This window comes from Acidobacteriota bacterium, from assembly GCA_022340665.1.
GTDB lineage: Bacteria > Acidobacteriota > Thermoanaerobaculia > Thermoanaerobaculales > Sulfomarinibacteraceae > Sulfomarinibacter.
The window spans coordinates 68,120-80,776 of record JAJDNM010000062.1; the positions used below are offsets into that span (position 1 = coordinate 68,120).

Below are 12,657 nucleotides of genomic sequence, written 5' to 3' on the forward strand. Positions count from 1 at the left end.
TGACCGTCAACATACCCACCCTAACGGATCAATTTCCCCCGAGACCAAGCGATGGTGCGTCGTCGTCGGACCAGTCGGGCACCAGCGGGCCTTCAGTCCACGGGTTGCACCACACAACGTCGCGCGGCATCTCGGAGAGACCCACTGACATCACCGGGACTCGGCCTTTCAGGTCCACGACCTGCAACTGCGCGTCCTTCAGAACCGCTGCAACGTGGCGCTCGTCCGGAGATGTCACGAGTCTGGCCGGTGCCATTTCCAGCGGGACGGTCCATTCTTTCTTTCGTTGCAAACCCTTTTTCTTGTCTCGTTTGAGCTCCCAGATCAAGATCTCGCCGCCACCGTCGTTCCGTTGGACGGCAGTCAACAGAGTCGACCCTCCTGCTGCGAAGACCACATCAATCGGCGTCCCTTCGGTCGGGAATGCGTCTATCGGAGTCAGACTCGCGGGATCCACCAACAGAACACTTCGGGTATCGGCGGCCGCGAGTGACATCAGGCCGAGCGAAAACGAGAGCGCAAAACGCCGAACATCTCCGCCCAGAGGGCGCCTGAACACGAGGCGCCCCTCACTCAGGTTGACCGCAGCCAGACTCGCATCACCATCACCTTTCGGCGACCGCTCAAGGACAAACAGCACGGTGTTGTCCGCCACTACAGCTACCTGCCAGGGGCGTTCGAACGGGATTTCGAACCGATTGATGAGAGCGCGTTCTGGATAGCTCATCACCAACAACTGGTCCGAAAGCACCAGATATCTGTCGGACAGCCGGCCGAAGTGGGGCATCGTGACGCCAGAGATCAATTCCTGGACTGTCAGACTCCGAAGATCGATGACGGTGGTCTTCGAATTGACGAGATCCGGGGCGAAGAGCACTCCACCGGGCGCCGGAAAGAGCCACGCCACCGGACCCGAGGGAATTCCGATCGAGTTTCCAGTGGCCGGATCGACGAGGGTCACCTGGTTGCCCGTTGACGCTGCGAGAATTCCCATCGGAGGACTTTTTTCCGACTTCGCAGCCGAAGCACAGATCGAGATCGAGGCACCGAGGATTGCCGACATCACCAGACCCTTCGAGACAACTCCAACTGCCTTTTTCACTCGACCTCCAGGGGGCGCCCACGCGCTCGCCAGCTGAGCACGCCGCCCTTCAGATTGATGATTTCTTCGAACCCGTGCTCGGCCAGCAACCGCATCGCCCGGGTCGAACGTCGACCGGATCTACTGACCAGAAAGATAGGCCGATCCCGCGGCAGATCACCGATCTCGTCGACGAACTCGCGCAACGGTATGAGACGTGAGTTCGGGAGATGGCCGAACGCGTATTCTTCCGGTTCTCGAACATCGATCAGAACTGCACGGTCCCCCGCCTCTGCCACTGCATCCTCGAATTCCACCACCTTGAGGTGCTGCAGCGGAAAGAGCAACTGCCCGGTGGACGGCGGCAGACGATGGTCGTATGGGTGTTTGGTCAGGGGCTGACATTCGGCGAAGACCCGATGTTCACATTCGTAGCAACAGACGGCGGAGTCTATGGCCTCGTTGAAGAGGAACTCGATTGCGTGATCGGACTCGAGGAAATGACCGCTCCCGAGGATCTGCTCGAAGCCCGTGCGGCGCATGAAATCGCGGACCTCGGGCTGTACGTGGACCAGGTAGAGGTCTCCACCTGCCCCGCGGTATGTTCGGAGCAATCCCTCGAGCACATCGATGCCCGCGAGGTCACACCGATCGACACCATGCATGCGCAAGAGAAGCAGACACTGGCCCGGGTGTGACTCGAGATTCGCCAAAAGGGCGTCTTCCACGTAGCTCGCCGAACCGAAGAAGAGCGATCCCTGAACCCTGATGACCCCGAGCTGCGGACAAGCTGGAGCATCCGGATCCACGATGAAATGATGGAAATTTCTGTCCGGGACGACGGCCTCCACTGTCGGCATGCTCGATTGATAAATGTAAATTGCCAACGACAGGATCACGCCCGCGAGAACCGCGAATTCGAGTGGGAGGATCAAGGTCGCCATGAAGGTCGACATCATGATCCCTGTTTCCGGACGTGAGCTGTGAAGCACCCGACGTACTCCTCGCAAATCGACCATGCGGTACGCGATGAGCATGATCATTCCAGCAAGACTGGCTCGCGGCAGATAAACCGCAAGGGGACCGAAGGCGAGCACGCCTGCGAGAATCAACAGACCACAAAAGACGCTCGACATCTGGCTCCTCGCGCCCGACTGATAATTGACCGCCGAACGTGTGAAGGAGCCTGAGGTCGCGTAACCACTGAACAGGCCGGCAGCGATGTTGGCCATTCCCTGGCCGACCAGTTCCTGATTTGCGTCGAGATGTTCACCACTTTGCCGGGAAATCTCGCGCGCGATCGAAATTGCCTCAATCAGGCCGAGGGCGGCAACCGCAAGCGCACCCGTGAGAAGGGCACCACCTACGTCGCGATCGAAGATCCATCCGATCGAGAAATCGGTAAGATGTGGTATCTCGCTGGGGACCTCGCCGACGACGGCGATACCGAGCCGATCAACGCCAACAACCGCTACCAAAACCCCGGTGGCGATGAGGGCCATCAGGGCGCCGGGCAACTTTCTCGAAAACCCTTCTATCACCAGGATCGCCAGTACCGTCGTGCCTCCCAGTATCAGGCTCGTGAGATGGAATTGGTCGATATTCCGAGCCAGATTGAGAATTGTATGAAGAAGGTGGGGACTCCTCGGAATATCGATGTTCATGAGATTTCCGAGTTGGCCAACAGCAATCAGTACACCCGCCCCGGCTGTGAAGCCGAGCAGCACCGAGCGAGATACGAAGTTGACCAGCATCCCGACACCGACGAACCCCAGGACGATGCACAAGACCCCTACCATGACCGCCATCACACTCGCCGCAACCAGGTATTCCGCACTTCCGATTGCAGCCAGCGGAGTAAGGATAGAGAGAACAAGGATCGAGATTGCGTTCGTCGGACCCGTCGAAAGGTGACGCGAAGAACCCCACAGGGCACCGGCTATGGTCGCCACCATCGCCGAATACAGTCCATAGGTCGGGGGGAGACCGGCAATCGATGCGTAGGCGATGCACTGCGGAATCGCGAGCACGGCGACCGTCGCGCCGGCTACGAGGTCTGGACGGATGTGGCGCACACGATAACCGCTCACGATTTCCCACGGCCGAGTAAACGGCTTCGGATACCTGCGCAACGAATCTGATCCAGCCAACTCCTCTCCTTCGCCCCCAGCATAGCTGACGCCCTCATCACTTGGTGAGATACCCTCAGCGGGTGAGCACGCTGTCCACCGATCTCAAGCGACGAGCCGTCGAGGAGGGCTTCGACCTCGTCGGAATCGCATCCGCCGGTCGAACTCAACACGCGACGGCGCTTGAACGATGGCTCGATGCCGGCATGCACGGAGACATGGAGTACATGGCGGCCACCAGCCACCTTCGCTCCGATCCGCGCCTTCTGCTACCCGGATGCAAGTCCGTCGTGGCTGTCGCCATGAGCTATCGCTGCGACCTGCCCGATTCGACCTCATTCGAAGCCGCGCAGGGGCGTGTTTGGGTCTCACGCTACGCCTGGGGAAGGGACTATCACCGGGTCCTCAAAAAGAGGCTCGTCCGTCTCGGGCGGTGGCTCGCAAATCGGCGTCCTGAGGCTCGCTGGCGAGCGTGCGTTGACACCGCACCGGTGCTCGAGAGGGAGTGGGCGGCAACTGCCGGTCTCGGATGGATCGGCAAGAATACCCTGCTGCTCAACCGTAAGTTCGGCTCGGAGCTATTTCTCGGAATTCTGCTCACCGATCTGGAACTGGCAGCGGACGATCCGGTTCCCGAGCACTGTGGGACCTGTACAGCGTGCCTCGATGCCTGTCCGACCCAGGCCTTCCCGGAGAAAAGGGTCCTCGACTCTCGGCGCTGCGTGGGATACCTGACCGTCGAGCACCGCGGCGAAATACCTGAAGCTCTGCACGGCGAAGTCGGCACGATGATCGCCGGCTGCGACATATGCCAGGAAGTGTGTCCCTGGACCCGGCGCGCTCAGGCGACCACCCATTCGGAGTTTCTTCCGGCCGAGAACCGCTTCCGACCGCTACTCGACGACCTCGAGACCCTCGACGAGGAAGGCTACAGGGAGTGGCGGCGAGGCAGTGCGATCAACCGAATCGGATACCAGCAGTTCCGACGTAACCTTGCCATCGCCCGCAAGTACATCGAAAAGAAGCGAGGCTGAGCGGTGGATCCACGGTGGGTCAGCCATCTGAATTCGGCCGCGGGAGAGTGAGAACTGTTAGCCCGGACTGTTCATGATGATTCGTCGCGAGGACGGTGAGGTGAAGTGACCAGTTGGGTTTGCGATCAAGAGATGCGGCCGGACCTCACGGGGCGCGGAGGCGTACTTGACGGTGCGTTGAGCGCCCCGAGGTGAGCACACACCGCTGGGTGCGGCACATCGCCGGCCGCACAAGCAGGAGCTCCATGAATCGTCCGGGCTAGGCTTTCTTGAGCGGTCGCATAACCATGGTCAGATCGCGGCCCTCGAGCCTCGTCGGCATTCGGTCGACTTGGGCCACGTCTTCGAGGTCCTCTGCCACTCTCTTGAGCAACTCGAATCCGTTTTCCGGACGCCTCATCTCACGCATCCGAAACATGATGGTGACCTTCACGTGCTTTCCCTGCTCGAGGAATTTGCGCGCCCGCCGTGTCTTGGTGTCGAAATCATGGATGTTGATATTGGGCCGATACTTGACCTCTTTGATTTCGACCTGGTGTTGCTGCTTCTTGGCCTCTCGGGCCTTTTTTTCCTGCTCGTAGCGGAAGCGCCCGTAATCCATGATCTTGCACACGATCGGCCGCGAGTTGGCCGCGACCTCAACCAGATCAAGACCTTTCTCCCGGGCAAGCGCGAGGGCCTCTTCAACCGGCACCACTCCGACCTGATTTCCTTCGTCGTCGACCAGGCGCACCGGAGAGAGTCTGATTCGTTCATTGATTCGCACCTGGGGTGCTTCGGGGTCCTCACGAAACGCGTACTTTCGGATGGTCGTCCTCCCTTGGTTCGGTTTTTCGATCGATTGTCCACAGCCGCCCTCGGCGGCTGACAATACAAAGCGGAGTATACCACCTAAGGCCTGAAAAACAGTGAGGTGTCAAGGTTCGCCGTCCATCGATCAGGTGGCATCCCGTGGCCGTCCCACGACCCTCACCCATGCTCCGACGACGAAAACTCCTATCACGAGCAGGATCCCCGGATGTGCGCCGACGGCGGCGAACGCGAGGTATCCGACGACCCCGGAGAGTAGTGCCGAAAAGAGCGCATAGGGAAGCTGAGTCCGCACGTGATCGACATGATCGCATCCGGAGGCCATCGAAGACAGGATGGTCGTATCTGAGATTGGCGAACAGTGGTCACCAAACACCGCACCCCCGAGAATCGCTGCGACCGAAGCTGCAAGGATACTGACGCCTCCTGTGGAAGTGGCCAACGCGAGAGGTACGGCAAGTGGCGTCAGAATGGCCATCGTTCCCCAGGACGTACCGGTGGCGAACGACACCGTCGCTGCAACCAGGAACACTGCCACGGGTAGCAACGATGGCGGCATGCTCGGTCCGACCGCGGATTTGAGAAAGGCGGCCGTCTCGAGATCGGTGCAGACCTGTCCGAGGGACCAGGCGAGAGTCAGGACGACGAACGCCATGAACATGCTCTTGAAACCGGTGACGGTGGCCTCCAGGGAAGTACGAATCGTGAGGATATTTTGTCCCACAGCCAGAACCACAGCGGCCGTGAGGCCAGCAAAGCTCGCCCAAAGGAGCACAGTGAACGGGTCGGACTCGCCAATGATGCGGCTCAACGTCAGTGTAGTCTCGCCACTATCGAGCAGACCCTGTTGGCCAGTGAGGTAGAGACCGACCATGGTCACCAGGACAACCAGTGAAATCGGAATCACCGCGTTCCACCAGCGGCACGGCACTCCTTCCTCCGGAGCGAGATCACTGTCGTCGAAGTCAGCCAAAGGCTGGGCACCGCTGGCCAACAGCTCGCCCTTCCCGGCACGCCGCTCTGCCTTCAGCATCGCCCCCCAATCGCGGCCAGACACCGCCACCGCGAACGTAGTTGCGAGAGCGAAAACCGGATAGAACGAATATGGCAGCGAAGCCAGAAAGATGGAAAATGGATTGAGATTCGATCCTGCCTTGGCGAGCGCGTCGCCGATCAACGAAACCTCGTAGCCAATCCAGGTCGACACCAGAGCCACGCACGCTACCGGTGCGGCGGTCGAATCGACCAGATAGGCGAGCTTTTCGCGACTGATCCCGTGACGGTCAGTGACGGGGCGCATCGTGTTGCCGACGATCAGGGTGTTGGAGTAATCGTCGAAGAAAATCAGCACACCCATCACCCAGGTCACGACCTGCGTGCGGCGCGGGGTCGTTGCCAAAGGCTCGAGGGCGCGCACAACACCGAGGGTCCCGCCGCTTTTGCTGATCACGCCGACCATACCGCCGAGCAGCATCGAGAAGATGATGATGCTCATGTGATCAGAATCGACGAGTGCGTTGCGCACATTCGTGTCGATGAGACGGAGGAAGCCCGCCAGAGGATTTCCTCCTGCAAGCATGGTGGTCCCGACCCAGACCGCGATGAGCAGGGCGATCAGCACATCGTGGAAAGCGAGAACCAGCGCAATCGCTACCAGCGGCGGAAGAAGGCTCCACCACGAATTCATGGCAACCTCTCCGCCGGGCAATATGGCCAGCACAAACACGGCGGCGAGGAGAACGAGTACGGTCTTCAGCCAGTGCGGCACGACGCGGAGAGTAGCACGCTCTCTCGGCCCTCTACCCAGTTTTGAGCTGTCAGTTTTGAGTTTTGAGTTGTGCTAGCTCCCCGAAAGAGCGGGGGCGGGCGGGTGGAAACTCGCCGCCGCCAGCGATCGTGGCAGACGCCGGAAAGGAAGGGTGGGTGGAGGCCGGCGATCGACCACTCGTTGGCGGGGGCGAGTCGCAACGGCCGCAGGCCATCAGCAACTCAAAACTCATAACTCTAAACTCACCTCTCGGATACCATGTGCGCGTGCCGACCATTGAAGACGAAGCTCTGGTGCTCGATCACCATCCGTACGGAGACCGCCACCTGGTACTGACCGTATTGACCCGTCGCACCGGAGTGCAACGCGGCGTACTGCGAAGAGCGCGAGGCGGGAAAGCGCCTGCGGCGGCAGCCGCCCAAATCCTTTCGTTGGTTCATGTCGGGCTGTTTCATCGCCCTGAGGCCGAGCTTGCTACCTATCGCCACCTCGACCTGCTGCGGAGTTCGTACCCGCTGACCCGTGAGCTTGGAAGGTCGGCAGCTGCGTCGGTTGTCGCCGAGCTTCTGACGACGTTTTGTCCACCCGCCGAACCGTCGGAAAAGGCCTTCCGCCTCGGCGTCGCTTGTTTGGACGCGTTGCTGGATACGACGCCCGCGGATACAGTCGTCGGATACTGCGAGTTCTGGATGCTTGCCCTCGGTGGGGTTCTGCCACCGAGCGAGAAAATTGCCGGTGAACTGAAAGGGGAAAGCGCCGAAGTCCTCCTCACCTACCGCCAAAAACCTCTGTCGGAAGTCCAGATCGCCCTGCCGGCAACCGCCGAGAGCTGGCTTGACCGGCGTGTTCGAGAGGAAGCGGAAAGGCCGTTGCGTGCACTCACCTTCTATCGGCGCCTGGCGTCGGGCTAGGACCTGACTGTGGTCGGGCACAACGGCATCTCGAAAGCGATTGGCGTCGAGCAAACCTCCGGAACCGTCGTGCTGACCTTCTTTTCCACAGTCCTTTCGGTCGACGCTCTCGAGGAGCTCGCGGCAACCTGCACTCGCCTCGCGGCAGATGACCACCCCGAACCTCTTGTCCTTCGCTCGGCCCACCCGCACGTTTTTCTCGCCGGTGCGCATCTCGGTGAGATTGCAATGCTCGATGAAAATACGAGCGTGACCTATGCCCGACTCGGTCGGCAGACAATCCAACGAATCGAGGGATTCCCCGCGCCCACAGTTGCCGCCATCGACGGTTCCTGCTCGGGCGGAGGGTTCGATCTCGCTCTCGCATGCGACGTGATGGTCACCGGAACGAATGCACGGTTTCACCATCCTGGGGTCCGTCGGGGTTTGATAACCGGTTGGTCAGGCACCACGCGACTGCCGTCCGCAGCCGGGCCAGCGGTTGCCCGAGCAGTACTTCTGGAAACCAGACAGCTCGACGCCGTCCCTCTCTCGGCCCGCGGGGCCGTTCATTCGATCACCGGAGATCCGCTACCGGCGGCAATCGGACTGGCCCATCGGTTGGCCTCCCTGGACGGTGCAAGATTGCGCCTGTGGCGCGCCCTTCGCGGGCCTCGTTTCATTGACAGATTCTACGCCTCCGTGGTACATAAGTTATGATAGTGGAGGACTTGTCACAGTTCATCGCCTACATATGAAGAGCCCATCTTGGCGTTCGCGAGGCTTGGAATCACGCGGCCTCAAGAGGGAGTTGGGAGAGCAATGAGCCGAACGATTCTGCTTGCCGACGACAGCCTGACCATCCAGAAGGTTGTTGAACTCACCTTCGCCGATACGGAGTACGAAGTCGTGGCGGTGTCAAGCGGCGACGAGCTGCTGCAGCGGCTCCCCGATGCCAAGCCAGATCTCGTAATCTGCGACGTCATCATGCCGGGTCGAGATGGGTATCAGGTCTGCCAAGAGATCAAATCGAGCTCTGATTTTCTGCACCTCCCAGTGATCCTTTTGACCGGAACGTTCGAACCCTTCGATCGCGATCGTGCGATCGCGGTGGGATGCTCGGAAATCATCACCAAGCCGTTCGAGGCCAAGAAACTGGTAGACGCCGTCGAACGTCTGGCCGCCACTCCGGCGTCGCCACCGCCAACTGCGGCAGATACACAGGACCTCGAGCCTGAAGAACTCGGGGAACCGGTGTCGGATTTCGAGCTCGAAGACACCGCAGTGAGTGGGGAGACCGATTCTGCAGACGAGGTTGCGGAAACCGAAACCGCGAGCGAGGCAGAGGGGGTCGAGACGGACGATGTGGTCGAAGAATTTCCAGACGCTGATCAGTTACCGGACGAGACAGAACGCGATTTCGAGTCTGACAGCGAGCATGACGCCATCGAAATGGACACGGTGGAGTTTCCAACCATCGAAGAACCTCCGATCGTAAATGTCGAACCCGATCCGGCCATGACTCAGGCCATGGCAAGCTTCGACGAGGAAACTGATGAGACTGACGTCGAGGCTATCACCTACGAGCCCCCGGTCCCGGAAGATTTCCCGAGTGATGCGGAGGATGAAAGCGGTCCGCCTGAAGCTGAAACGAAAACCGGCGATACCGAAGAATTCATGCTCGATGACGGGACCGAGCCGGACAGCTCATTGACGACGCCGATCGAAGTGGGTGAAGTATCGGCCGAGCATGAGGCAGAGACACAGTTCGGCTTGGCCGACGCTTCCGACGAGTCCGATGACGAATCGTCCAGCGATGCAGATACCCAAGACTTCGGCGACGCATCACCTGGCCAGGCGGAAGCCGAGGTGGAAGGGATCGCCAAGCTGAGCGACGAGGATATCGATCGGATTGCCCGCCGGTTGCTGGAGCTCGCCACCGATCGGATCGAACACATTGCCTGGGACGTGATACCAGATATGGCCGAGGTCGTGGTGCGAGAACGGGTGCGCGAGCTCGAGGCCGAAATCGAGCGCGATCTCAACTGAACTGGTGGCACGCAGCGCCTTACTTTTTATATAGTTGATCGGTAACGAACGGCGGACCTCGGTATCGATGAAATCACCTGCCACAAGGATGCATTTTGCGAGATCGTCTCGATAGTCTGAAAGAATGTATCTCGGGACAGGTCGAGAACTTCGTTCTGTTCGATACGACAGACTCGACCCATGCCCTGGCAACCAAGATCATTGCCGGCATGGACGATGAAAGCCAGCACCTCGGTGCCACACTGATCCTTGCAAACCACCAGGACCAGGGTCAGGGACGGGGCGAGCGAACGTGGGAGTCGCCAGAAGGCGGCCTCTACATGAGCTGGCTTCGCTCCGGAATCAAGGCCACGACGATCGCTCAGCTTCCGATGCTGGCGGCGGTGGCCGCGCATGACGCGATAAGCCATATCGGTGTGCCGAACGCCAGGATCAAATGGCCAAACGACATCCTGGTGGATGGACGGAAGATCGCCGGCATCCTGGTTTATGCCCGGCACGGCGAATCCAGCTGGGTGACGGTAGGTCTCGGAGTCAACCTTTTGACAGCGCCGGATCTCGGAGACGCCAATGCCGTTCAGGCGACCTCGGTTGCCGAGCTGGTCGAATTGGGCGACGTCGAGAGCTGGCGGCACGACATCGTCTGCAACTTTATCAACCGACTCGAAAATCTGATGAAGGACCCGGAACGTGGCATCGAAGGCTGGCGGGATCTGTTGATTCAAAGCCCTGGGGACACCGTGGACGTCAGACTCGGCTCCGGCAGCATGGTGTCCGGGACGATCGTCGAAATTACCGAAGAGGGCTTCCTGAAGATTCGCGAAAACGGCAACGAGCGGGTCATCACAGGCGGCGACATCATCGAGAGCTGAATTCCGCTCACCCGCCCGATTCTGGATGCTCGATGCTCGATTCTGGATGCTCGATGCTCGATGCTCGATGCTCGATGCTCGATGCTCGATGCTCGATGCTCGATGCTCGATGCTCGATGCTCGATGCAAACGAATCGATAAACTCTCTCGCCGAATTGTCAAGGGCTAGGTGGGAGGATCGAGACACGAGTATCGAGAGACGATTATCGGTTGAGCGGGCGGCACGGTCCGTTGTCCGCTCCTTCCACTTCTACGGCACTGCCTGCAGACGCTTCAGGAATTGTGCCGGTGGTTCGAAACCGGTGATTCGAAAGACCTCCTCGCCACCTGAGAAAACGATCACCGTCGGCACGCCCGCCACGCCGTACTCGATCGCCAAGTCCTGGGTCTCTTCGCTGCTGCGCGTCAGGTCGACCTTGAACCGCGTGAAACCCTCGAGCTCAGCGCTCACCTTCTGCGCCGCGAATGTCTTCTCATCGAGCTCTCGGCACGGGGCACACCAGTCCGCGTAGAAATCCACGATCACCGGTCCACCGGCGTCGACAGCCGCGTGCAACGCCGGCCCGTCATACGCCTGCCAGGTCATGTGTTCTGCGGACGCCGCGGTCGCACCGCCACCGATGTGGACGATCGGCGCCACGAGCACTCCGGAGACCAGCATGATGGCAGACAAAAGCCTCATCACGCGGTCGATGGTCGGTTGTTCGTGGCCGGTTCGGTCGATAACCAGGAGGTAGAGCGCACCGAACACCAGAACTGCCGACATCAGCCAGCGACCGGAGTCGCCGGGCATCAGCGGTGCTGCGAAGTACGCCGCCATTGCAACGAGAATGACACCGAAGACCCTTCTCACTCCAACCATCCACATCCCGGAGGCCGGCAGTTTGTTGACCGCACCGGTGAACGTTCCGAGGATCAGATACGGCAATCCGAGCCCGAGGGCGAGGGTGAAGAACAGAATGAAGCCCAGGACAGGGTCCCCCTTCTGACCGACGTACGTCAGCAGCCCGACGACAAAAGGTCCGATGCAGGGTGCTGCGACGAAGCCCATCACGAGGCCCATGATGAAGGCCCCGAATACACCGCTCCTGCCCCCCGAAGCTCGCTGCGCCCAGCCGGGGACCCGCAATTCCCAGAGCCCGAACATCGATGCGGCCAGGGCCAGCAGTACGACCACGATCAGGCCAACCACCCAAGGACTCTGCAACGCGCTGCCAAAAATAGCGCCGCTCAGCGCCGCCAGCATGCCGAGCACGGAATAGGTCAGAGCGATACCGACCACATAAGCGAGAGCGAGAGGAAACGCACTCCCCTCCCGATCCTTCGTCTGCTGCGTGAAAAATCCTACCGTGATCGGGATCAGCGGGAAAACGCATGGCGTGAGGTTGAGCGCCAATCCGGCCAGGAAAATGCCGATCAGCAGGAGCGGTAGAGATTTCGACCCCAGATCCGACCGCTCTCCAGCTGAATCGACGACCACGGCGAAAAGCTCCTCATTTGCCCGTTTGGAAGAGCTTCCCGGTGGGGCCACAGTCACATCGATGCCCGTCCGGACTTCTTCCGGCGCCAGGCACTGGGTGTTGTTGCAGGCCTGTGCGGTCACCGCGACTCGCAAACGATGATCGCCGACGGCGGTATCCGGAACCACGAGCCCCGCCTGGATCACCACCTGATGCTCCCAGACCTCGATCGGGGTTTCAGAGAATTCGAAATCCAGCGCCTCGCCATCCGGGAAGCTGATGACTGGCACCGGCCAACCTCCGGGCAGGATGAACTCGACCGTCGTCGGTAATGAGAACTCGTCGCCCGGTTCGTCCGAATTGACATGCCAGCCGTCAGCCACGGTCACAACAACTGCCAATCTCAGATCGTCGCCAGCCACCAGCGGAGTTCGATCAGCGACCAGCTTGACCTTGAAAACCGGCTCTGATTCAAAACCCTGAGCATCTACGGAGCCGGCGATGCCAACCAGCAGGAGTGCCAACAGAGCAACTGTCTTCTTCATCAGATCCTCGTCTTCCAGT

At 60.2% G+C, this 12,657-nt stretch carries 10 protein-coding genes and 1 pseudogene; 5 read left to right on the top strand and 6 right to left on the bottom strand.

The window, feature by feature from the left end; all coding sequences use genetic code 11:
• Nucleotides 1-28: 28 nt before the first annotated feature.
• Nucleotides 29-1,102 (bottom strand): hypothetical protein, encoded by a 1,074-nt coding sequence (locus LJE93_08280; GenBank protein MCG6948892.1) that lies wholly within the window; start codon nt 1,100-1,102, stop codon nt 29-31.
• Nucleotides 1,099-3,231, bottom strand: a complete 2,133-nt coding sequence (locus LJE93_08285) for an STAS domain-containing protein (GenBank protein ID MCG6948893.1) — start codon at nt 3,229-3,231, stop codon at nt 1,099-1,101. The genes LJE93_08280 and LJE93_08285 overlap by 4 nt, the downstream gene beginning before the upstream one ends.
• Before the next feature lie 62 nt (nt 3,232-3,293).
• Between LJE93_08285 and queG the strand changes: the two genes are divergently transcribed.
• The gene (queG, locus tag LJE93_08290) at nt 3,294-4,244 is read left to right on the top strand and encodes a tRNA epoxyqueuosine(34) reductase QueG (protein MCG6948894.1); all 951 of its coding nucleotides are present in this window, start codon (nt 3,294-3,296) and stop codon (nt 4,242-4,244) included.
• Between the two features lie 259 nt (nt 4,245-4,503).
• Here queG and infC read toward each other — a convergent pair whose 3' ends face one another.
• Complete coding sequence (gene infC, locus LJE93_08295; protein ID MCG6948895.1) at nt 4,504-5,115, bottom strand: translation initiation factor IF-3; 612 nt, start codon at nt 5,113-5,115, stop codon at nt 4,504-4,506.
• Between the two features lie 66 nt (nt 5,116-5,181).
• Nucleotides 5,182-6,822, bottom strand: a complete 1,641-nt coding sequence (locus LJE93_08300; GenBank protein ID MCG6948896.1) for a Na+/H+ antiporter NhaC family protein — start codon at nt 6,820-6,822, stop codon at nt 5,182-5,184.
• 266 nt (nt 6,823-7,088) lie between these two features.
• Here LJE93_08300 and recO point away from each other — a divergent pair, with 266 nt between their 5' ends.
• From recO to LJE93_08320, 4 genes are all read left to right on the top strand, one after another.
• Nucleotides 7,089-7,733 (top strand): DNA repair protein RecO, encoded by a 645-nt coding sequence (recO, locus tag LJE93_08305; GenBank protein ID MCG6948897.1) that lies wholly within the window; start codon nt 7,089-7,091, stop codon nt 7,731-7,733.
• Between the two features lie 9 nt (nt 7,734-7,742).
• Entirely contained in the window at nt 7,743-8,432 is a 690-nt protein-coding gene (locus LJE93_08310; protein MCG6948898.1) for an enoyl-CoA hydratase/isomerase family protein, read from the top strand.
• Nucleotides 8,433-8,534: 102 nt separating this feature from the next.
• Entirely contained in the window at nt 8,535-9,761 is a 1,227-nt protein-coding gene (locus tag LJE93_08315) for a response regulator (GenBank protein MCG6948899.1), read from the top strand.
• Between the two features lie 95 nt (nt 9,762-9,856).
• Entirely contained in the window at nt 9,857-10,633 is a 777-nt protein-coding gene (locus LJE93_08320) for a biotin--[acetyl-CoA-carboxylase] ligase (GenBank protein ID MCG6948900.1), read from the top strand.
• 11 nt (nt 10,634-10,644) lie between these two features.
• Here LJE93_08320 and LJE93_08325 read toward each other — a convergent pair.
• Together LJE93_08325 and LJE93_08330 are read right to left on the bottom strand one after the other, a co-directional pair.
• Nucleotides 10,645-10,826, bottom strand: a pseudogene (locus LJE93_08325) (aminopeptidase).
• Nucleotides 10,827-10,883: 57 nt separating this feature from the next.
• Nucleotides 10,884-12,638 (bottom strand): thioredoxin fold domain-containing protein, encoded by a 1,755-nt coding sequence (locus LJE93_08330; GenBank protein ID MCG6948901.1) that lies wholly within the window; start codon nt 12,636-12,638, stop codon nt 10,884-10,886.
• Between the last annotated feature and the right edge of the window lie 19 nt (nt 12,639-12,657).